The sequence below is a fragment of the Streptomyces sp. NPDC046862 genome (assembly GCF_040704615.1).
In the GTDB taxonomy this organism is placed as follows: domain Bacteria; phylum Actinomycetota; class Actinomycetes; order Streptomycetales; family Streptomycetaceae; genus Streptomyces.
Genome location: NZ_JBEYXP010000022.1, coordinates 110,586 through 132,224, shown reverse-complemented (window position 1 = coordinate 132,224; position 21,639 = coordinate 110,586). Strand labels below are relative to the sequence as shown.

19 protein-coding genes and 1 riboswitch are annotated in these 21,639 nt (G+C 71.4%); of the genes, 11 read left to right on the top strand and 8 right to left on the bottom strand.

Translation table 11 applies throughout. The annotated features are described in order from the left end of the window. Window positions 1-47 precede the first annotated feature (47 nt). From AB0959_RS24770 to AB0959_RS24750, 5 genes are all read left to right on the top strand, one after another. Window positions 48-857, top strand: coding sequence for a c-type cytochrome (locus AB0959_RS24770; protein WP_366828699.1), 810 nt, complete (start codon window positions 48-50; stop codon window positions 855-857). Beyond that, window positions 854-1,912 carry a Rieske 2Fe-2S domain-containing protein gene (locus AB0959_RS24765; protein WP_366828698.1) on the top strand — a complete coding sequence of 353 codons (1,059 nt, stop codon included), beginning with the start codon at window positions 854-856 and terminating at the stop codon, window positions 1,910-1,912. Before AB0959_RS24770 ends, AB0959_RS24765 begins: the two co-directional genes overlap by 4 nt. Next, complete coding sequence (locus AB0959_RS24760) at window positions 1,909-3,570, top strand: cytochrome bc complex cytochrome b subunit (protein WP_366828697.1); 1,662 nt, start codon at window positions 1,909-1,911, stop codon at window positions 3,568-3,570. The genes AB0959_RS24765 and AB0959_RS24760 overlap by 4 nt, the downstream gene beginning before the upstream one ends. 148 nt (window positions 3,571-3,718) lie before the next feature. Continuing rightward, a complete protein-coding gene (gene trpD, locus AB0959_RS24755; protein WP_366828696.1) occupies window positions 3,719-4,783 on the top strand; it encodes an anthranilate phosphoribosyltransferase in 1,065 nt (354 codons plus the stop codon). Window positions 4,784-5,042: 259 nt separating this feature from the next. Continuing rightward, window positions 5,043-5,159: riboswitch (SAM riboswitch) on the top strand. Between the two features lie 148 nt (window positions 5,160-5,307). Then, window positions 5,308-6,675 (top strand): aminotransferase class V-fold PLP-dependent enzyme, encoded by a 1,368-nt coding sequence (locus tag AB0959_RS24750; protein ID WP_366828695.1) that lies wholly within the window; start codon window positions 5,308-5,310, stop codon window positions 6,673-6,675. On the opposite strand, the gene AB0959_RS24745 is transcribed toward AB0959_RS24750, so the two are convergent. From AB0959_RS24745 to AB0959_RS24715, 7 genes are all read right to left on the bottom strand, one after another. Next, window positions 6,630-7,892, bottom strand: coding sequence for a glycerate kinase (locus AB0959_RS24745; RefSeq protein ID WP_366828694.1), 1,263 nt, complete (start codon window positions 7,890-7,892; stop codon window positions 6,630-6,632). The two genes, AB0959_RS24750 and AB0959_RS24745, sit on opposite strands and share 46 nt — an antisense overlap. A gap of 10 nt (window positions 7,893-7,902) precedes the next feature. After that, on the bottom strand, window positions 7,903-9,318 hold the full coding sequence (locus tag AB0959_RS24740; RefSeq protein WP_366828692.1) for an SLC13 family permease: 1,416 nt from the start codon (window positions 9,316-9,318) through the stop codon (window positions 7,903-7,905). A 124-nt stretch (window positions 9,319-9,442) separates the two neighbouring features. Next, the gene (locus tag AB0959_RS24735; RefSeq protein ID WP_366828691.1) at window positions 9,443-10,105 is read right to left on the bottom strand and encodes a response regulator transcription factor; all 663 of its coding nucleotides are present in this window, start codon (window positions 10,103-10,105) and stop codon (window positions 9,443-9,445) included. Further along, window positions 10,102-11,559: an ATP-binding protein gene (locus AB0959_RS24730; protein WP_366828746.1), complete on the bottom strand. Its 1,458-nt coding sequence runs from the start codon at window positions 11,557-11,559 to the stop codon at window positions 10,102-10,104. Before AB0959_RS24730 ends, AB0959_RS24735 begins: the two co-directional genes overlap by 4 nt. Further along, window positions 11,528-11,797 carry a small secreted hydrophilic protein gene (locus tag AB0959_RS24725; protein WP_366828689.1) on the bottom strand — a complete coding sequence of 90 codons (270 nt, stop codon included), beginning with the start codon at window positions 11,795-11,797 and terminating at the stop codon, window positions 11,528-11,530. Before AB0959_RS24725 ends, AB0959_RS24730 begins: the two co-directional genes overlap by 32 nt. A 140-nt stretch (window positions 11,798-11,937) precedes the next feature. Beyond that, complete coding sequence (locus AB0959_RS24720; protein ID WP_366828688.1) at window positions 11,938-12,219, bottom strand: Lrp/AsnC ligand binding domain-containing protein; 282 nt, start codon at window positions 12,217-12,219, stop codon at window positions 11,938-11,940. Continuing rightward, window positions 12,216-12,947, bottom strand: coding sequence for a rhomboid family intramembrane serine protease (locus tag AB0959_RS24715; RefSeq protein WP_366828687.1), 732 nt, complete (start codon window positions 12,945-12,947; stop codon window positions 12,216-12,218). Before AB0959_RS24715 ends, AB0959_RS24720 begins: the two co-directional genes overlap by 4 nt. Window positions 12,948-13,099: 152 nt before the next feature. Here AB0959_RS24715 and AB0959_RS24710 point away from each other — a divergent pair, with 152 nt between their 5' ends. From AB0959_RS24710 to AB0959_RS24690, 5 genes are all read left to right on the top strand, one after another. Then, window positions 13,100-13,342 carry a hypothetical protein gene (locus AB0959_RS24710; RefSeq protein WP_366828686.1) on the top strand — a complete coding sequence of 81 codons (243 nt, stop codon included), beginning with the start codon at window positions 13,100-13,102 and terminating at the stop codon, window positions 13,340-13,342. Between the two features lie 46 nt (window positions 13,343-13,388). Beyond that, window positions 13,389-14,738 carry an NYN domain-containing protein gene (locus AB0959_RS24705; RefSeq protein WP_366828685.1) on the top strand — a complete coding sequence of 450 codons (1,350 nt, stop codon included), beginning with the start codon at window positions 13,389-13,391 and terminating at the stop codon, window positions 14,736-14,738. A gap of 375 nt (window positions 14,739-15,113) precedes the next feature. Continuing rightward, the gene (locus AB0959_RS24700; RefSeq protein ID WP_366828684.1) at window positions 15,114-16,145 is read left to right on the top strand and encodes an NlpC/P60 family protein; all 1,032 of its coding nucleotides are present in this window, start codon (window positions 15,114-15,116) and stop codon (window positions 16,143-16,145) included. A gap of 225 nt (window positions 16,146-16,370) precedes the next feature. Beyond that, window positions 16,371-17,399 carry an NlpC/P60 family protein gene (locus AB0959_RS24695; protein WP_366828683.1) on the top strand — a complete coding sequence of 343 codons (1,029 nt, stop codon included), beginning with the start codon at window positions 16,371-16,373 and terminating at the stop codon, window positions 17,397-17,399. Between the two features lie 44 nt (window positions 17,400-17,443). Beyond that, window positions 17,444-18,658 carry a hypothetical protein gene (locus AB0959_RS24690; RefSeq protein ID WP_366828682.1) on the top strand — a complete coding sequence of 405 codons (1,215 nt, stop codon included), beginning with the start codon at window positions 17,444-17,446 and terminating at the stop codon, window positions 18,656-18,658. Between the two features lie 367 nt (window positions 18,659-19,025). Here the strand turns inward: AB0959_RS24690 and AB0959_RS24685 are convergent, their stop codons facing one another. Continuing rightward, the gene (locus AB0959_RS24685; protein WP_366828681.1) at window positions 19,026-20,336 is read right to left on the bottom strand and encodes a glycosyltransferase 87 family protein; all 1,311 of its coding nucleotides are present in this window, start codon (window positions 20,334-20,336) and stop codon (window positions 19,026-19,028) included. Window positions 20,337-20,495: 159 nt separating this feature from the next. On the opposite strand from AB0959_RS24685, the gene AB0959_RS24680 reads away from it, so the two are divergent. After that, window positions 20,496-21,638, top strand: coding sequence for a glycosyltransferase family 4 protein (locus tag AB0959_RS24680; protein WP_366828680.1), 1,143 nt, complete (start codon window positions 20,496-20,498; stop codon window positions 21,636-21,638). The last annotated feature ends 1 nt before the right edge of the window (window position 21,639 follow it).

Sequence of the window (21,639 nt, the reverse complement as noted above, 5' to 3'; positions counted from 1 at the left end):
CACAGCCAGAAGCATCGACGCAGAAGATCCTGACACCGGGGTAATCCGTGAAAAAGCTCTCCGCACGACGACGCCATCCCCTGGCGGCGGTCGTCGTCCTATTCATCGCGCTGGCGGCCTGCGCGGGGCTGTACACCGCCTTCGCACCCGCGGACAAGGCGCAGGCCGATGAGACCTCGCAGTCCCTCGCCATCGACGAGGGCAAGAGGCTCTACTCCGTGGGTTGCGCCAGTTGCCACGGCACCGGCGGTCAGGGCACCTCCGACGGGCCCCAGCTCGTGGGCGTGGGCGCCGCGGCCGTCGACTTCCAGGTCGGCACCGGCCGCATGCCGGCCCAGCAGCCGGGCGCGCAGATCCCGAAGAAGAAGGTCATCTACTCCCAGGCGGAGATCGACCAGCTCGCGGCCTACATCGCGTCGCTCGGCGCCGGTCCGTCCATCCCGACCGACGAGGAGTACAGCCCCGCGGGCGCGGACATCGCCAAGGGCGGCGAGCTCTTCCGTACCAACTGCGCGCAGTGCCACAACTTCACCGGCAAGGGTGGTGCGCTGTCCGAGGGCAAGTACGCGCCGACCCTTGAGGGTGTCGACCCGAAGCACATCTACGAGGCCATGCAGACCGGCCCGCAGAACATGCCGTCCTTCCCCGACACCACGATGACGGAGAAGAACAAGAAGGACATCATCGCGTACCTCGACGCGGTCAACGGCGACGACACCGTGGAGCCCGGTGGCCTCAGCCTCGGCGGTCTCGGTCCGGTCAGCGAGGGCCTGTTCGCCTGGGTCTTCGGTCTCGGTGGGCTGATCGCCGTCGCCGTATGGGTCGCCGCTCGGACCGCAAAGGCCAAGAAGTCATGAGTAGCCAAGACATTCCAGAAGAGAACCTGCCCGCAGAGCAGGAGCACGCGCACGGTGCCGTGAGCGTCGCGGACGAGAAGAACCCGTTCGCGGACCCCGGCCTGCCGCCCCACGAGCACCGCGTCCAGGACATCGACGAGCGGGCCGCCAGGCGGTCCGAGCGCACGGTCGCCCTGCTGTTCACGGTGTCGATGCTGGCCACCGTCGGCTTCATCGCCTCGTACGTGACGATCGACGTCGACAAGTCGATCTACGTCTGGCCGATCGGGCACGTCAGCGCGCTGAACTTCGCGCTGGGCCTGTGCCTGGGCCTCGCCCTGTTCTGCATCGGCGCCGGCGCGGTCCACTGGGCCCGCACGCTGATGTCGGACGCGGAGATCGCCGACGAGCGTCACCCGATCGAGGCCACGCCCGAGGTCAAGGCCAAGGTCATGGCCGACTTCGCGGAGGGCGCCAAGGAGTCCGCGCTCGGTCGCCGCAAGTTGATCCGCAACACGATGTTCGGCGCGCTGGCCCTGTTCCCGCTCTCCGGCGTCGTCCTGCTGCGCGACCTCGGCCCGCTGCCCGGCACCAAGCTGCGCCACACGATCTGGTCCAAGGGCAAGCTGCTCGTCAACATGAACACGAACGAGCCGCTGCGTCCCGCCGACATCGCGGTCGGGTCACTCACCTTCGTCAAGCCCGAGGGCCTGGAGGAGCACGACCACGACTTCCAGACCGAGATCGCCAAGGCCGCGACGATGATCGTCCGCATCCAGCCGGACAACATCAAGGACAAGCAAGAGCTCGAGTGGTCCTTCCAGGGCATCGTGGCGTTCTCGAAGATCTGCACCCACGTCGGTTGCCCGATCTCCCTGTACGAGCAGCAGACGCACCACGTGCTCTGCCCCTGCCACCAGTCCACCTTCGACCTGTCCGACGGCGGCCGGGTGATCTTCGGCCCGGCCGGTCACGCCCTGCCTCAGCTGCGGATCGGCGTGAACGACGACGGTTACCTCGAGGCGCTCGGCGACTTCGAGGAGCCGGTCGGTCCTGCCTTCTGGGAGCGCGGATGAGCACCAACGACAACACCACGGCCGCATCGGACGCCGGCGCGGCGGACCGCTCCCGCGGGAAGGCGCCCGCCGGTGAGCGGGTCGCCGACTGGGCCGACGGCCGCCTGGGGATCTACTCCCTGGCCAAGGCCAACATGCGCAAGATCTTCCCCGACCACTGGTCGTTCATGTTGGGCGAGGTCTGCCTCTACACCTTCCTGATCATCATCATCACGGGTGTCTATCTGACGCTGTTCTTCCACCCGTCGATGAACGAGGTCGAGTACCACGGCTCGTACATCCCGCTGCAGGGTCAGCTGATGTCCGAGGCGTTCAACTCGACGATGCACATCTCGTTCGACGTGCGCGGCGGTCTGCTGATCCGGCAGATCCACCACTGGGCGGCGCTGATCTTCCTCGCCGGCATGTTCGTGCACATGATGCGCGTGTTCTTCACCGGCGCGTTCCGCAAGCCGCGTGAGGTCAACTGGCTGTTCGGCTTCCTGCTGTTCGTCCTGGGCATGTTCACCGGCTTCACCGGCTACTCGCTCCCCGACGACCTGCTCTCCGGCACCGGTGTCCGCTTCATGGAGGGCGCGGTCCTGTCCGTGCCGGTCGTCGGCACGTACCTCTCCTTCTTCCTCTTCGGCGGAGAGTTCCCCGGCGGCGACTTCGTGGCCCGCTTCTACTCGGTCCACATCCTGCTGCTGCCGGGCATCATGCTCGGCCTCGTGGTGGCGCACCTGATCCTGGTCTTCTACCACAAGCACACGCAGTTCGCGGGCCCCGGCAAGACGAACAACAACGTCGTCGGCATGCCGCTGCTGCCCGTCTACATGGCCAAGGCCGGAGGCTTCTTCTTCCTGGTCTTCGGTGTCATCGCGGTCATCTCGGCGATCGCCACGATCAACCCGATCTGGACCATGGGTCCCTACCGTCCGGACCAGGTGTCCACCGGCGCCCAGCCCGACTGGTACATGGGCTTCTCCGAGGGCCTGATCCGTGTCATGCCGGGCTGGGAGATCAACCTCTGGGGTCACACGCTCGTCCTGGGTGTGTTCATCCCGCTGGTCATCTTCCCGCTGGTGCTGGTCGCGATCGCGGTCTACCCGTTCATCGAGTCCTGGGTCACCGGCGACAAGCGCGAGCACCACATCCTGGACCGCCCGCGCAACGCCCCGACCCGCACGGCCTTCGGTGTCGCGTGGATCACCTGGTACATGGTCCTGCTGATCGGTGGTGGAAACGACCTCTGGGCCACCCACTTCCACCTGTCGATCAACTCGATCACCTGGTTCGTCCGGATCGCGTTCTTCGTGGCCCCGGTCATCGCGTTCGTCATCACCAAGCGCATCTGCCTCGGCCTCCAGCGCCGGGACCGCGACAAGGTGCTGCACGGCCGCGAGACGGGCATCATCAAGCGCCTGCCGCACGGTGAGTTCATCGAGGTCCACGAGCCGCTCAGCCAGGAGCAGCTGCACACGCTCACGGCGCACGAGCAGTACCAGCCGGCCGAGATCGGCCCGGCCGTCGACGAGAACGGCGTCAAGCGCAAGATCAAGGGCTCCGCGAAGCTGCGCGCCAAGCTCAGCAAGGCGTACTACGACGAGGACAGCCAGATCGCCAAGCCGACCGTCGAGGAGTACAAGGAGATCACGAGCGGCCACGGCCACCACTGATCGCTGCGCTCGCCACGCGCACAGTCGAAGGGCCCCGTCCGTTGTACGGACGGGGCCCTTCGCCATGCTCCGGGCTGGATAGGGTGGACCCGTTGAGATCCGTGCGACTGATCCGTTGATCGGTTGCCCCATCACCCAGGAGCGGCTTATGAGCGCTGTGATCCCCGCTGGAGGCGACACCGCGGCGGGCCGCTCATGGCCCATTCTGCTGAACGGACTGCTCGCCGGCCGCGACCTGACGGCGGACGACACCGCCTGGGCGATGGACCTGATCATGCGCGGCGAGGCCACGGACGCGCAGATCGCCGGGTTCGTGGTGGCGCTGCGGGCCAAAGGGGAGACCGTCGAGGAGATCGTCGGGCTCGTCCGGACGATGTACGAGCACGCCAATCTGATCGAGGTGCCGGGCAAGACGGTCGACATCGTCGGTACGGGCGGTGACGGCGCCAAGACGGTGAACATCTCGACGATGTCGGCGCTCGTGATCGCGGGTACGGGTGCGAAGGTCGTCAAACACGGCAACCGGGCCGCGTCGTCGGCGTCGGGCGCCTCCGACGTCCTGGAGAAGCTCGGCGTCAACCTCGAACTGACCCCGCAGCGGGTGGCCGAGGTGGCCGAGGAGGCCGGGATCACCTTCTGCTTCGCGATCAAGTTCCATCCGGCGCTGCGCCATGCGGGCGCTGCGCGCGGGCAGTTGGGCATCCGTACGGTGTTCAACGCCCTCGGTCCGCTGACCAACCCCGCGAACGTGCGCGCCCAGGCGGTCGGGGTCGCCGATCCGCGGATGGCGCCCATCGTCGCCGGTGTCTTCGCCGAGCGCGGCAACTCCTCGCTGGTGTTCCGCGGTGACGACGGGCTGGACGAGCTGACCACGACGGCGACGTCGCGGGTGTGGGTGGTCCGCGACGGCAAGGTCACGGAGGAGACCTTCGATCCGCGGGACGTCGGTCTCGACCTGGTCCCCGTGGAGGCGCTGCGGGGCGCCGACGCGTCGTACAACGCGGATGTGGCCCGGCGGTTGCTGAACGGGGAGAGCGGGCCGGTGCGGGACGCGGTTCTGCTGAACTCGGCGGCGGCGCTGGTGGCGCTGGAGCCGGGGGACGGGCCGCTCGCGGCCCAGCTCCGGGCGGGCATGGAGAAGGCCGCGGAGTCGATCGACTCGGGGGCGGCGAAGCGGGCGCTGGAGCGGTGGGTCGCGGCGAGCAACGCGTAACGGTGCCCCTGAGGCTGGGCGGGCGGGTGCGTTGGGTGCGGGTGAGTGGGGGCTGGTCGCGCAGTTCCCCGCGCCCCTAAAAAACCGTGCAGGTCCCCGCATCATTCAGCCCCTTGGGGGCACCTCCCAGCGGTAGCTGGGGGAGGGTAGGGGCGGCGGGGGCGAAAACAATCCGCCCGCAGCCACCCCCGCACCCCCCCATCCCGCCATCCGGACACCCCACTTGCGTCCGGATGATCGTGTGGCAAGATGCTGCACAGGTCATGAGCGACAGCCACAAGGCCCCGGCCGGCTGTCCGGCAACCCTCCGTCCGTGGCGGGGTGCCCCGGGTGAAGACCAGGCCGTAGGCAGCGAGGTCTACGGCAAGCGCGGACCCCTCGCGAAAACCAGGGGTCCTGGTCGTCGAGGGAGCCTTCCGTGAGCAAGCGAATGCGATAGGGCCGCAGAGCCCCGCCTCCGCGCACCCTTTTCCCTTCTTCCCGCACGCTTCTCTTGCCGTGCGTGCCTCTCACGGGAGTTCCCCATGTCTGTCGTCACCGCTGCCTCCGCCCAGGCCATTTGCACCCCTCTGCCCGTTCTCGGCCGAGACGTCACGGTCCCGCTCGTGACCGGCGGCGAAGTCACGTACGCCGCGCTCGACTACGCCGCCAGCGCCCCCGCCCTGCAGCGCGTCTGGGACGACGTGGCCGCGTACGCGCCGTACTACGGCAGCGTGCACCGTGGCGCCGGTTACCTCTCCCAGCTGTCCACCGACCTCTTCGAGAACGCCCGCAGGACCGTCGCCGAGTTCCTCGACTGCCGGGACGACGACCAGCTGGTCTTCACCCGCTCCACCACCGACTCGCTGGGCCTCCTCGCCGCCGCGCTCCCCGCCGACTGCCAGGTCTTCGTGTTCGAGACCGAGCACCACGCCTCGCTGCTGCCCTGGCGCGACGCCCGCGTCACCTACCTCGACGCCCCCCGCACGCCGGCCGAGGCCGTCACCACCCTTGAGCGCGCCCTCGCCGCCCGCGACCCCCACGGACCCGCCCTCGTCTGCGTCACCGGCGCCTCCAACGTCACCGGCGAGCTGTGGCCCGTCCGCGAGCTGGCCGCCGCCGCGCACGCCCACGACGCCCGCATCGTCCTCGACGCCGCCCAGCTCGCGCCCCACCACCCCGTCTCCGTACGGGAGCTGGACGTCGACTGGATCGCCTTCTCCGGGCACAAGCTGTACGCGCCCTTCGGCTCCGGCGTCCTGGCCGGCCGCGCCGACTGGCTGCGCGAGGCGGAGCCGTACCTCGCGGGCGGCGGCGCGAGCCGCAAGGTGTCCCGGCGTACGGACGGGGGTGTCGACGTCGAGTGGCACGACACCGCCGCGCGCCACGAGGCCGGTTCGCCGAACGTCATCGGCGTCTACTCCATCGCCTCCGCCTGCAAGGCCCTCACCGAGGCCGGGTTCGACAACCTGGTCGCCCGTGAGCAGCACCTCGTCCGCACGGTACGGGACGGTCTCGCCGAGGTCCCCGAGGTCAGGGTTCTCTCCCTCTTCGGGGACGACGCCCCGCGTGTCGGCGTCATCTCCTTCGTCGTCGAGGGCTGGAACAGCTCGCACTTCGCCGCCGCCCTCTCCGCCGAGTACGGGATCGGCGTACGGGACGGTCTCTTCTGCGCCCACCCGCTGGTGCGGACGCTCCTCGGCAGTGACCCGCAGACCCAGGGCGAGTGCGGTGCCCCCGAGGCCGCGCCCGGCGAGAAGTCGCTCAACGCGATCCGGGTGAGCTTCGGTGCCGGTACGCCGGACGAGCACGTCGAGCGGTTCGTCGGCGCGGTCAAGGAGCTCGTCCGGAACGGCGCCCAGTGGAACTACCGCACGGAGAACGGCCGTTGCGTGCCCGACACCTCCGCGTGAGCCATCTCCGACCGAGCCGTCTCCGCGTGAGCCGTGCCGGCGTGAACCGGTAGCCGGGTCCCGAGCGCGATCATCCGCAGCGCGCGCTCGGTGGCGTCCGTGAGGAGCTCGGAGGCCCGGACCAGCGCCTCCGCCAGGGCCATCGGAGCGGGCAGGATGCCGTGACAGGCGTCCACGCCCGGCACCTCGTGCGCGCCCTCGCCGAGCGTTCCCGCCAGGGCGAGCACCGGCCGCCCGTGCAGCTTGGCGCGGCGGGCCACCTCGGCCGGCACCTTGCCGCGCGGCGTCTGGCGGTCCAGCGCGCCCTCGGCGGTGACGACCAGGTCGGCGCGGGCCAGACGGGCGTCCAGGTCGAGGTGGTCGAGCAGCACCTCGAAGCGGGGCAGGAGGCGGGCGCCCAGGGCGGCGAGGCCCGCCCCCAGGCCGCCGGAGGCTCCGGTGCCGGGGCCGGCGTACAGATCCAGGCCGGGGCCGCCGTACGAACCCGTGCCCGGGGCGGCGACGTCCCGGGTCAGGACGTACGCCCAGTTCTCCAGGGCCGCCGACAGCTCCTCCACCTGCGCCGGGGTCGCGCCCTTCTGCGGGCCGAAGACACGGGCCACTCCGCGCTCGCCGCACAGCACGTTGTACGGGTTGCAGGCGACCAGCAGGTCGACGTCCTTGAGACGGGGGTCCAGGCCCGACGGGTCGATGTGGTGGAGCCGGGACAACTCACGGCCGCCGGGCGGGAGTTCGAAGCCGTCCACGTCGAGCAGCCGGGCGCCCAGCGCCTGGAGGGCGCCGGCGCCCCCGTCCGACGTACCCGAGTCGCCGCAGCCGACGAGGACGCGTCGTACGCCCTGGTCGAGGGCGGCCCGGATCAGCTCGCCCACGCCGTACGTCGTCGTCGCCCCCGGGTCGCGGAGGCTGTGCGGGACGAGGGAGAGGCCCGCGACGGCCGCCATCTCGACGACCGCCGTGTCCCGGGATCCGAGCAGCGCGAAGTGGGTGCCCAGGGGCTCACCGACCGGGCCCGTGGCGGGCAGGGCGACCAGCCGGCCCCTGGTCGAGGCGGCCAGCGCGGCGGCCGTGCCCTCGCCGCCGTCGACGAGGGGGATGAGGTCGATCTCGGCGCCGGGTACGACGCGGCGGACGCCGTCCGCGATGGCGTCGGCGGCGGCCCGGGCCGACAGGGACTCCTTGAAGCCACTGGGGGCTACGGCGACACGGCTGAGCATGGGATTCCTCCTAGCGGGTCGTGGGCACGCCGAGCAGCGGCCACACCGCGACGGCGAAGAGCAGGACGAGGACGGCGCTCAGCGGCGCCAGGACGGCGGACAGGCGCAGCAGGTCGCGCGGGGTGTACGTGGGCGTCCCGGGGATCTCGGCGAAGAGCGTGACCGGCTTCGCGGAGGCCGGGAGGGTGTGGCAGAAGCCCGCCGCCGCGGTGGACGCGAGCGCCGCCGCGACCGGGTTGACGCCCGCGCCCACGGCCGCCGCCACCACCAGCGGGACCAGCACCGACGAGCGCGCGGAACGGGACTGCAGGACGAGGTGCGCCGCCGTGCTGACCACGACGACGACGGTCAGGAACACGGCCGGGGTGACGCTCACCGGGAGCCCGGAGACCAGCCACTTCGCCGCGCCCGAGTCCGCCAGCGCGACACCCATCGCCATCGTCGCCGCCATGAACAGCAGCAGCGACCAGGGGACCGTCTTCAGCGCGTCCTTCAGCCGCACGGTGCCCAGGGCCGGTGAGGACGCGACGACCGCGCCGATCAGCGCCACGACCGCGGGCGGCACCCGGTGCAGCGGCTCGGCGCACCACAGGAGAACGACCGTGGCGAGCAGCAGCGCGCACCGGGTCTCGGCCTGCGACCAGGGGCCGGTGACCGGGCGGTCGCTGTGCTCCTGGATCTGCTCGGCGGTGATGCGCACGGGACCCCGGCGGTCCGCGCGGCGGGTCGTCGTCAGCAGAACGGCCTCGGCCGCCAGATGGGAGGACACCACGGCCAGCGGCAGGCCCAGCAGCAGCCATTCCGTGAAGCCGATCCGGTCACCGGTGGCCTCCCACAGCACCGACACGGTGATCAGATGCGCGCCCGCCCCGATCAGGGTCGCCACCGCCGACAGAAGGATCACGGTGGGAAACAGCAACGCCAGCATCACGACCAGTCGTTTCCGGTCGGCCAGCGCCTTGGCGAGGGCGAGGAACACGGGCAGCGCGAGGGCGGCCCGGCCGGAGGTGGCGGGCACCGCGAACGCCGTCACGACCAGCGCGGCCGTCGTCAGATGCGTCAACTGCCGTACGGTGCGCGCGCCGCCGACCAGGAACACCGCCGCCCGCCCCGCGAGCCCCGTCCGGGTCACCGCCGCCGCCAGCACGAACGCGCAGATCAGCAGCCACACCGTCGAGTCGCCGAGGGTGCCGAAGAGCGTGTCGCTGCTGATCACGCCGGTCACCGTCAGCGCCAGCCCGGCGCCCAGCGCGATGTACGTGTCGTCGATCGGCGTGGCGATCCAGGCGCAGGTGGCCAGGGCGAAGACCGCGAGCGTGAGGCGGGCGTCGGGGCCGAGCCCGGGGAAGTTGCCGGGGACCACGAGCAGCGCGCACAGGGACAGCGCCCCGCAGAGGGCCGCGGTCAGGCGGAGGTTCAGGGTCACGTCATCGAGGGTTCACCCGGGCCGTGAGCCGTCGATGAGCCGCACATGAAGGGAACTTCACGCGGCCGTTCACCAGCGCGGTCAGCAGTGCGGTCACGAGTGCGGTCACCAGCGCGTTCACCGGTCACGCCGGCAACCGGTACCCCATCCCGCGCACCGTCTCCACCCGCTCCGTGCCCAGCTTCCTGCGCAGCGCGCGCACGTACACGTCGACGATGTTGGAGCCCGGATCGAAGTCGTAGCCCCACACGTGGGACAGGATCTGCTCGCGGGACAGCACCTGCCCCGGATGCCTCAGGAACAGTTCCAGGAGCACGAACTCGCGGGCCGTGAGATCGACCGTCCGCTCCTCGGACCGGGCCCTGCGCGTCCGCAGGTCCAGGCTCAGCGAACCGGACCGCAGCACCGTCACCTCGGGCGCCCGTGCCGCCGTACGCAGCCGCAGACGCACCCGTGCGAGCAGCTCCTCGAAGCGGAACGGCTTGGTCATCCAGTCGTCGGCGCCGCCCTCCAGACCGGCCACGGTGTCCCGTACGGAATCCCGCGCGGTGAGCACGATCACCGGGATCGTCACACGGGCCTCCCGAAGCTCCCGCAGGACCGTGAAGCCGTCGCGGCCGGGCAGCCCGATGTCGAGGACGACGAGGTCGAAGCCGCCGGTCAGCGCGTACTCGTACGCGGCGTCGCCGTCGCCGACCACCGTGGTGGTGAATCCGTTGGCGCGCAGGCCCTTCTCGACGAAGGAGGCGATGCGCTCCTCGTCCTCGACGATGAGGATGCGGTTCATGTGCGTGCCTCTCCCAGGGCGAGTACGAAGGTGGCGCCGCCGCCCTCCGTGTCGTGCAGGCGGACCCGGCCGCCGTGGGCCTCCGCGATCGCCCGCACGATCGACAGCCCGAGCCCGGCCCCCGAACCCCGTGCGCCGCGCCGTGAGGTCCCGCGCCGGAACCGCTCGAAGATGACCCGGGCGTCCTGCGGCTGCACACCGGGCCCCGAGTCGACGACGTACAACTCGACGCGCGAGCCGTCGGCGCGGGAGCCGATGCGGATGGTCTGCCCCGGCGTCGTGTGCTGCACGGCGTTCTGCGCGAGCTGGACCATCGCCTGGGTGATCCGCTGGGGGTCCAACTCCACCTCCCGGTCGGCGACTTCGTCGAGCCGCCAGTCGCGCTCGCCCAGGGTGCGGGCCTTGACGTAGACGTCGGCGGTCAGTTCGGCGAGCTGGACCGGCTCCGGGGTGACGAAGTCGGGACGCTCGGCCTTGGCGAGCAGGAGCAGGTCCTCGACGATGCGGCTCATCCGGTCGAGCTCGTCGGTGACGAGGCGCACGGTCTCCTCGCGCTCGGCGGGATCGTCGCCCATCAGCTCCAGGTGCCCGCGCACGATGGTGATGGGAGTACGCAGCTCATGACCGGCGTCGTCGACGAACTCCCGCTGGGCGGCGAAGGCGCGCTCCAGCCGGTCCAGCATCGCGTTGAACGTCTCGGCGAGCGCGGCCACGTCGTCCTTGCCGCGCACCGGGATACGGCGGGTGAGGTCCTGCTCGGTGAGCTGCGCGGCCGCGGCGCGCACCAGCCGTACGGGCTGCAGGATCCGCCCCGCGACCACCCACCCGATCCCGGTCGTCAGCACCAGCGCCACCCCGGAGATGGCGAGCATGATGCGGAACACGTCGTCCACGCCGCCCTGTTCGCGCCCCGGATGGAAGGCGACCACGAACGCGGCGTCCGGTTCGCTGCCGTGCCGGGCGACGGCCACCTTGGCCCAGCGGATCTCGCCCGACGCCCGGTCCAGGACGCCGGTGGAGCCGGGCGAGTCGAAGATACGGCGCCGGGCGTCGGCGTCCCGGTGGAGTGGCACGGTGACCGGGAGGTCCCGGGGCGGCTGGATGATCTGCGCGGGACCCCGGCCCTGGCGCCCCACCAGCCCGATCAGCTCCTCGTCCGGGTCGGCGTACTGCCGCTCCAGGAAGACGTGCAACAGCCGCCCCGGATCGGTGAACGGCCGGCCGGTCTCGGGGTCGACCCCCCGCTCCTCGAAGTGGGCGAACTCACCGGTCTCCTGGGCCAGCAGTCCGTTGATCCGGTGCTCGACGTCCCGCACCAGTATCGATCGCGTCGTCGCCGCCACCGAGCCGAGGGCCACGGCCATCATGAGCAGCAGCCAGAGGAGGATGCGGACCCGGGCGGACAGCGGCCGTCGCGGACGTTCATCCGTCGTCGCCGGGCCCGTCGTCGTCATCGTCGTCATCCGCAGAGCTGCTGTCCGTCACCGGAGGCCGCGACACGACCTCGTCACTGGGCGTGGGCGAGGGCGAGGAGGGGGTGAGCGCCGGGGAGGGTGAGCCGCTGTCCAGTTCGACCTTGGGCGGCACCTTGGGCGACTCCGGACTGTCGGTAAGGGCGAAGCTGGTGGCGGCGATCCCGAGAGGAATCAGCACAACAGCGGCAAGGGCCACCATCCGGCGAGAGAAAACCATGAGCACAGCCTGGGCCGGGCACCCGACAGCGAGGATGAGCCCAAGATGAGGAACTCTTCATCTGAGGGGGAGTGGAGGCTTTTAAGGGGCGCGGGGAACTGCGCGACAAGCCACGACGAACCCGCAGACGCCAAACAACCTCAGCTGTCGAGCCCGATCGCGAACGCAGCCTCAAGATCATGCTGGGAGTACGTCCGGAACGCCACATGCGTATCCGTGCCCTCAACCCCCGGGATCTTGCTGATCCGCCCGGGAATGACATCAGCCAGATCGTCATGGCTCCGCACCCGAACCATGGCGATCAAGTCATAGGTACCGGTCACGGAGAACACCTCACTGACGGAGTCCAGCGCGGCGATCGACTCGGCGATCTCGGGGATCCGGTCCACGCTGGTCTTGATGAGCACGATCGCGGTGATCACGGCGGGTTCTCTCCCTCGGGGGCGGACGCTGGGGATGTCACTCTAGTCGGCCACATGTACCGCACCCACGCGTAGGCGAACCCCAGCAGGAAGCCCACGACGTGCGCCAGGTAGGCCACCCCGGGCCCCCGCGTGGCGTGCCCGGCCGCGAGCCACTGGAGGGCCACCCAGAACGGCAGGGTCACCCACGCCGGGAAGCGCAGCGGAAGAAAGAACAGGAACGGAAAGAGGCTGGTGACCCGCGCTCCGGGGAACAGGTACAGAAACGCGCCGAGGACCGCGGAGATCGCCCCCGAGGCCCCGACCAGCGTCTGCGACGAGTCGGCGTTGGCGACCGCGTACCCCAGGAGGGCGAGGCAGCCGCAGGCCACGTAGAAGAGGGCGAACTGGATGTGGCCCATCCGCTCCTCGGTCATGGCGCCGAAGACGTAGAGGAACAGCATGTTGCCGAGGAGGTGGAGCCAGCTCCCGTGGACGAACAGTGCCGTCACGGGCGTGAGCACGGCGCGCGGCTCGGCGCCGATCAGTTCGGCCGGCACGACGCCCCAGCGCCGGAAGTACACCCGCTGGGCGGTGAGCAGCTCGTCCCCGGTGCCGAACGCGGCGTTCATGCCGGACGAGGGCCCGATCAGGAAGATCACGCAGCAGGCGCCGATCAGTCCGTACGTCACCGGCGCCCGATGCTCCCGCAGCGCCCGGCCCGCCCTCGCGCTCCACTCGCCGATCATGAGCAGATCATGACGTAACGGGACCGAACCGCGCAGAGCGCCTCGCCGCCATGGCCGGACGGGCGGCGAGTACCCGCCAGGCCGTAGGGTTACGAGCCACACGCACCAGGGAAACTGGCGCATCACGGAGACTGGAAGGAAGAGCAGCCACGATGACGACGGTCCCCCTGCCGACCGACACCACCCGCTGGCGCTGCACGCTCTGCGGCAACCTCACGCGGTTCGACGTGACCCGCTCGTCGAAGGTCGTCGAGTACGTGCACCTCGACCTGGCGGGGCAGCCGAACGTCGAGGAGCGCGAGGTGCTCAGTGAGACGATCGAGTCGGTGCGCTGCCGCTGGTGCAACGCCGTGGACCAGGTGGAACTCGTGGACAGGCCGGGGGCAGGCTCCTGACGGGAGCGGCCCCCGCAAAGGTACCGGACAGGTATTGGGGTGACGGATGGTGGAGACCACAGGCGGGGGGCCGGGCGACGGCGCCGCCGAGGTGCTCGACCGTCCGCTGCCCGAGGGCGTGCGCCGACGCGTGGTGCAGATCGTGTCGGACGGCTTCGGCGGGCTGACCGTCTCGGAACTGCCCGCGCAGCTCAGACAGTACGCCCGGTTCGCGCCCAACCGCAGGGCCAAGTTCGCGGGCAACGCCATGGCGGCGGCCCTGGAGGGCGACACACTGTTCCGGCAGCGCATCGGGGAGCGGCTCAGAGAGGCCCAGCCCGAGCTCGCCGCCGCCCTGGACTCGGGCGCGCCGCCCCCGGCCGCGGACCCGCTGGACGTCGCGGCCGCGGCCTACGTGCTGCGCCCCACGGGATGGGTCAAGCTGGTCGCCGCCGCCGGCGAGGAGGCCCAGCGGGCGGACGCGGAGCGCGCGGACGAGGAGAGCCGCGCCGAGCTGGAGCGGCTGCGCGAGGAGCTCGCGGAGGCCCGCGGGCACACCCGGGCCGAGACCGAGCGGCTGCGCGCGGAACTGGACTCGGCCAAGAAGGAAGCCGAAGCACTGCACCGCAAACTGCGCGCAGCCCTCAGCGACGTCAAGCGGGGCGAGGCCGCGTTGCGCAAGGTGCAGGGCGAGGTCGAGGCCGTGCGCGCCGAGAGCCACGCCCAGGTGTCGGCCGCCGAGAGCGAGACCCGGCGGCTCAAGGCGCGGCTGGGGGAGGCCGAGGCGGCGCTGGAGGCCACCCGGCGCGCCGCGCGCGAGGGGCGCAGCGTCGAGGACATGCGCGTCCGGCTGCTCCTGGACACCGTGCTGGAGGCGGCCCAAGGGCTGCGGCGCGAGCTGGCGTTGCCGCCGGTGTCCGTACGGCCCGCCGAGACCGTGGACGCCGTCGAGCCCGGCCGCATGACCCCGAAGGACATCGCCGCCCGCGCCCTGTCCGAGAACGACCCCGCGATCCTCGACCAGTTGCTCGCGCTGCCTCAGGCGCACCTCGTCGTCGACGGCTACAACGTCACCAAGACCGGCTATCCGCAGATGCCGCTGGAGAAGCAGCGCCTCAGGCTCCTCGGGCAGCTCTCGCAGCTCGCCGCGCAGACGAACGCCGAGGTGACGTGTGTCTTCGACGGCGCCGAGCTGGCCGCGCCCGTGCTGCTCGCGCCGCCGCGCGGGGTGCGCGTGCTGTTCTCCAAGCCGGGTGTCACCGCGGACGAGTTGATCCGCCAGCTGGTGCGCGCGGAGCCGCCCGGGCGTCCGGTCATCGTCGCCTCCACCGACCGTGAGGTGGCCGACGGGGTGGCGAAGGCGGGGGCCCGGCCGGTGGCTTCGGTGGTCCTGCTGAAGCGGTTCTCGCGCGGCTGAAACCCGTCCCCAGGTGCGGCGCGCGGTGGCCTGATTCCGGTCGCCTCCGAACGCCCGGTTGAACGTCGGATCCTTCTGATCCGTACATCCCATGGGCCACGTAGGTCCCAAGCGCAACGTACGGGTCCCTATGCCCGAATTGGCGGAATCGTCACGCAACGTAGCGTCAAGCCGACATCACCGCACGTGAGTTAAGGGCAAAGAATGCGCTGCGTCACATAGTTTTTTCACGCGAGGATTTGATCTGATCACAAGAAGGTCACTAGGGTCTGGCCCGAACCTCCGCTCGGTTGATCACTCATGGGGAGTGACGGTGGAGGGGCACCGCCCACCGGTGTGTCGGTAGGCGGCTGAAGGAAGAAGGAGCTCGCCTCCGTGGCGTCCCACCGTCGACCGAAGCAGCCGAACCGCGCACGTGTCACCGTGCTCACCACCGCGGCCGCCGCCGCCGTGGCTCTGACCTCGCAGGCCGCGAACGCCGCGCCCAGCGAGAAGCCGAGCAAGGACGAGGTCAAGTCCAAGGTCGACGCCCTCTACGAAGAGGCGGGGCTGGCCACCGACAAGTACAACGGGGCCAAGGAGAAGCAGAAGAAGCTCGAGAAGGAGATCAGCACTCTCCAGGACGAGGTCGCGCGCGGCCAGGGCGAGCTCAACGACCTGCGTGAGGGTCTCGGCCTGATGGCCAGCTCCCAGTACCGCACGGGCGGCATCGACCCCTCCGTCCAGCTCTTCCTCTCCGCCGACCCGGACGACTACCTCGACAAGGCGTCCACGATGGACCAGCTGAGCGCTCAGCAGGTCGAGGCGCTCAAGAAGGTCCAGGACAAGCAGCGGATGCTCGCCCAGCAGCGCGAGGAAGCCGCCGAGAAGCTCAAGGACCTCGCGGACACCCGCAAGTCCCTGGGCGACAAGAAGCAGCAGGTCCAGGACAAGCTCGCCGAGGCGCAGAAGCTCCTCAACACCCTGACGGCCCAGGAGAGGGCGGCGCTGGCGGACAGCGAGCAGCGCGCCAGCCGTTCCGCCGGGGAACGTGTCGAACTCGGCAACGAGGCGCCTGCCTCCCAGCGCGGCGCCGCCGCCCTCAACGCGGCCGCCACCCAGCTCGGCAAGCCGTACCTGTCCGGCGGCACCGGTCCCAACTCCTACGACTGCTCCGGGCTGACCCAGTGGGCGTACGCCCAGGCCGGGGTGTCGATCACCCGGACCACGTACACCCAGCAGAACGACGGCACGAAGATCGGCCGCAGCCAGCTCAAGCCGGGCGACCTGGTCTTCTTCAACAACCTGGCGCACGTCGGCCTCTACGCGGGCAACAACACGATCCTGCACTCCCCGAAGCCGGGTGCCGTCGTTCGCTACGAGTCGATGAACACCGTCGGTTCCTTCCAGTTCGGCGTCCGCATCTGACCTTCACGATCAGAACGCCGTAGCGCCCGAACGGGCGAATTGCCGCGAGCGACGCTGACCCCACGCCCCGCTGATGACCTGCGTCTGAGGCGGGGCGTCACGCTGTGTGCCCGTTCCGCACCCCACGACTTCTTTGGCCGACGCCTGGTCACAGGGCTACTGTCTGGCCGTTTCCCCGCACAGGGGGACGGTCCGTGTCCGCCAGAGAAGGGAGAGCGGCTTCCCGTGGGGTCCCACCATCGCCGCCTCGCACCGCCCGGGTCCGACCGGGGCGCGAGCGCAGCACTCTGCGTACTGTCCGCCGCGGCCGCGGCCCTCGGCGTCGTACCGGCCGGGCCGGCCGCCGCCGCGCCGCCTGACGAAACCCGTGCCGAGGTGGACCGCCTCTACGAGGAGGCCGAGCAGGCCACCGAGGCGTTCAACAAGGCCGACGAACGTGCCGGCGCCCTGCGCCAGCAGATCGGTGACGCGCAGGACACGATCGCCCGCCAGCAGGAGCGCGTCAACACCATGCGGGAGGCGCTCGGTTCGCTCGCGGTGGCCCAGTACCGCTCCGGCGGGGTCGACCCCTCGCTCGCCCTGCTGCTCACCGAGGACCCCGAGAGCTACCTCGACAAGGCCGCCGCACTCGACCGGATCAGCGCCCACCACGCCAGGGAACTCGAGGACCTCCAGCGGGCCCTGCGCGACCTCGCCCAGGAGCGCCGGGAGGCGAGCGGCAAACTCCGGCAGCTGGAGAGAAGCCGCAAGGACGTCGCCCAGCACAAGCGCACCGTCGAGCACAAACTCGCCAAGGCCCGCAGGCTGCTCAACTCCCTGCCCAAGGCCGAGCGTGAGGAGTACGTCCGGGCCTCCCGCGAGGCCGGGCGCACGGACCTGCCCGGCCTCGCCGAGGCCCCCGCATCCGACTCCCGCGCGTCCGCCGCCTTCGCCGCGGCCCGCTCCGCCCTCGGCAGACCGTACGTGTGGGGCGCCAACGGGCCCTACGGCTTCGACTGTTCGGGCCTGATGCAGTGGTCGTACGGCCAGGCCGGCGTCGGGCTGCCGCGCACCTCGCAGGCCCAGCGGTACGCCGGGCGCCAGGTGCCGCTGTCCGAGGCGCGGCCCGGCGACCTGGTCCTGTACCGGGACGACGCCAGCCACGTCGGCATGTACGCGGGCAACGGCCAGGTCATCCACGCCCCCTATCCGGGCGCACCCGTCCGCTACGACCCGGTCGGCATGATGCCGATCTCCTCGGTCACACGAGTCTGAACCGGCGTACGCCGCGCGCGACGGGTCACCGTACGATCGGAAAGGTGGCTGGTCGACGGCGTGCGGTGTGGGCGGGACTGTCCTTGGTGTTCGCCCTTCTGGTGGGCTGCGGGGGCGGCCCCGCACCCGACGCGGCCCGGACCGACGTCCAGCACGTGCTCGACCGGCGCGCGGAGGCCGTGCTGGAGCGGGACGAGTCGGCGTACCGGGGGACTCAGGCGCCGATGTCCGACATCCGGGACGGGCTCGCCACGGGCATGGCCGAGTTCGCGAACCTGCGCAGTCTGCCGCTGGCGTCCTGGTCCTACCGCCTGACCGGCTTCCACCGCTCCGGGGACCGGGCGACGGCCTCGGCGGAACTGCGCTACCGGATACGCGGCTACGACAAGGCGCCGGTCACGGCGGCCCGCGCCCTGACGCTGACCCGCGACGACGGAGCCTGGTACGTCGCCTCCGACGAGCCCGCCCAGAAGGCCACCGAGCAGCTGTGGGAGCAGGGCGCCGTCCGGGTGGTGAAGGGCGAGCGCAGCCTCGTCCTCGGGGTCGGGCAGCAGGCCGCGACCCTGCGCGGGTACGCGGCGCTGGCGGACCGGGCCGTGCCCGCGGTGACCGAGGCGTGGGGCGACGACTGGGCGGGGCGGGTCGTCGTCCTCGTACCCCGGTCACTGGACGAGATGGCGGGGCTCCTCGGCGCGCCCGCCGCCGGGTACCGGGGCATCGCGGCGGTCACCACGGGTGAGGCGGGAGGTTCCCCGAACGCGCCCGCGGACCGGATCATCGTCAACCCCGACGCGTACGGCGTCCTCGGCGGCTTCGGCCGCCAGGTCGTCCTCACCCACGAGACCACCCACGTCGCCACCCGCGCGGACACGACCGCGGCGACGCCCCTGTGGCTGTCCGAGGGCTACGCCGACTGGGTCGGCTACCGGGAGACCGGGCGCAGCGCGGTCCAGGTCGCCCCGGAGCTGCAGCGGGCCGTCCTGGAGGGCCGCGCCCCGAGCCGCCTGCCGGACGACGCCGACTTCGGCTTCGGCAGCAACGCGACACGGCTCGCCCAGGCGTACGAGAGCGGCTGGCTGGCCTGCCGAATGATCGCGGACCACTGGGGCGAGGTCCGCCTGAACGAGTTCTACCGCGCGGTGGGGGCCCACGAGAAGCGGTCCGGGGCGGTCGAGGACGCGCTGCGGGACGTGCTCGCGACGACGCCGGACGATTTCACGGCGCAGTGGCGCACGTACCTGCGAGCCCAACTGGGCTGAGCCCGGGCGGGGCACCGCATCGCCCACGCGTGCGGTCGTGGGTCGAGGGCGCGCCGCGAGGTCTCCGTCCTCGGTCCGGCGGCTGAGCGGGTGTGTGAGCTCCTCGGCGACGGACGCCGGCCACTGCGGGCGGACACCTCCCGGCACACCCCCTCGCGAGCGTGTGCGGCTGCGGGCCGGTGGGGGCGTTGTGCTGCCGGGTGCGCCCGGATCTCTCAGGGGCGCGGGGAACTGCGCGACAAGCCACGACGAACCCGCAGTCGCCTACGGACAGAACCCGGCAGGAGGTGAGCGGCGGTCTGCTGTGGTGGCGGTACGCGGTGTCGCGGCGCGCCCGTGCTTGTCAGGGGCGCGGGGCTGTGTTGAATTATGCGGCTCCGCCGCGTGGGCGCGACAAGCCACGACGAACCCGCACCTGCCCACCCTCAGAACCCGGCAGACGAGACCCACCCTCCACACCCCCGGTGGGAACCGGAACCGGAACCGGAACCGAAGCCGAGGGAGACGCGACACCCACCGTGCCCTCCCACAGCTCCAGCCCGGCCAACAACGTCGCGATCACCAGCAACCCGTTCCGAGCGAAGAGCAACAGCACGCCCAGCCAGTCACTCGCGACCACATGGTCGAACCACACGGGAAACTCCAGCACGGTCAGCAGACACGCGGCCAGCACCAGACAGGCGGGCACCCCCATCCGGCTGCCCCGGAAGCACAGGCAGACCGCCGCGAGCCCGACCAGCCACACCATGTACTGCGGACTGATGACCCGGCTCGTGGTCGTGAACATCAGCACCGCCACGAACGCCGCCTCCGCGAGCGTGTACGAAGCGAACCGCCCGGCCCGCACCCGCCACAGCACCAGCCATCCGAAGGCCGCCGCGCTCAGCAGCAGAGAGGCGGCGCTCACGACATCGACGTACGGGCCGAGGAACTCGACCGAGCCGTAGTTGAGCAGCACCTGGCCCTCCCAGCCGAACTGGCGGGCCATGTGGAAGACGAGCGCCCCGAGGGACTCGACCTCCGTGCCCCGGTCGCGCTGGAAGGTCAGGAAGGCGAAGGCGCCCGGCATCGAGACCGCGAACAGCGCCACCAGCGTCACGCCGGTCACCGCGGTGGAGAGCCAGGCCGCGCGCTTCCTCGCCCCGAGGAGCAGCAGCACCGGCCACACCTTCAGCAGCGCGCCGAACGCCGCGAGCGCCCCCATCACGCGTGGGTGCCGCGTTCCGGCGAGCAGCGCGGCCACAGCGACCGCCGTCACCATCACGTCGTACCGGGCGTACACGGTCGGCCCGAGCAGCGCCACGCCCGCCACCCACACCCAGGCGCCGCGCAGCGACCTGCCGGTGCGCGTCCCCGCGTACAGCAGCAGCGCGAGGACCACCAGGTCGGCGAGGAGGGCCAGGACGAAGAACGCGGTCGCGTAGTCCAGGAACGGCAGCAGCGCGGGCGAGAGGACCGCGAGGGCGGCGGCGGGCGGGTACTGCCACGTCACGTCGTTCAGGGGGTACGTGCCGGTGCGCAGGACCTCGTACCAGCCCTGGTAGGTGACCGACACGTCGCTCGTGACGTCCGGGCCGGGAAAGACCAGGATCTTGAGGACGAACAGCAGCAGGAGCAGTCTGGTCGCGGTCCAGGCCGCGAGGAGCCCTGCCGGGAACCGCCGTGTGCCCGCCGCCATGTCCACCTGCGCTCTTGCTCGTGTGTCCCGTGTGTCCCCGTGTGTGGAGACATGATCCCCCGTCCTCCTGTGAGCGCGCTCGCGGCGGGGCCGGGCCGGGCTGTGGGGAACCCGGTCGGGCCCGGCCGGGGGAGCCCGCCCGGTAGGGTCGGCGGCGAGATGCACAAGACCCTGATCGTGACGAACGACTTCCCGCCCCGGCCCGGCGGCATCCAGGCCTTCCTGCACAACATGACGCTGCGGCTGGACCCCGAGCGGCTGGTCGTCTACGCGTCCACGTGGAAGCGGAGCCGGGAGGGCGTCGAGTCCACGGCCGCCTTCGACGCCGAACAGCCCTTCACCGTCGTACGCGACCGGACGACCATGCTGCTGCCGACGCCGGACGCCACGCGGCGCGCGGTGTCGCTGCTGCGGGAGCACGGGTGCACCTCGGTGTGGTTCGGGGCCGCCGCTCCGCTCGGTCTGATGGCGCCGGCGCTGCGCAGGGCGGGCGCCGAGCGCCTCGTGGCGACCACCCACGGCCACGAGGCGGGCTGGGCACAGCTGCCCGCCGCCCGCGGGCTCCTGCGCCGGATCGGGGAGTCCACGGACACGATCACGTACCTCGGCGAGTACACGCGCTCCCGGATCGCGACCGCCCTGACCCCGGCGGCGGCCGGGCGCATGGTGCAGCTTCCGCCCGGCGTCGACGAGAAGACCTTCCACCCCGGCTCGGGCGGCGACGAGGTCCGCGCCCGCCTCGGCCTGACCGACCGCCCGGTCGTGGTCTGCGTCTCCCGGCTGGTCCGGCGCAAGGGCCAGGACACGCTCATCCGGGCCATGCCCCGCATCCTCGCCCGGCAGCCGGAGACCGTCCTGCTGATCGTCGGCGGCGGCCCGTACGAGAAGGACCTGCGCACGCTCGCCCACGAGACCGGGGTCGCCGGCTCGGTCCGCTTCACCGGGGCCGTTCCCTGGGCGGAGCTGCCCGCCCACTACGGCGCCGGGGACGTCTTCGCCATGCCCTGCCGTACGCGCCGGGGCGGGCTGGACGTGGAGGGGCTCGGCATCGTGTACCTGGAGGCCTCCGCTACCGGGCTGCCGGTGGTCGCGGGCGACTCGGGCGGTGCCCCCGACGCGGTCCTCGACGGCGAGACCGGCTGGGTCGTCCGGGGCGGCTCCCCGGAGGATGCGGCCGACCGCGTGCTCGCCCTCCTCGACGACCCGGAGTTGCGGCGCCGCATGGGGGAGCGCGGCCGGGAGTGGGTCGAGGAGAAATGGCGGTGGGACCTGCTGGCGGAGAAGTTGAAGCAGTTGCTCTAGC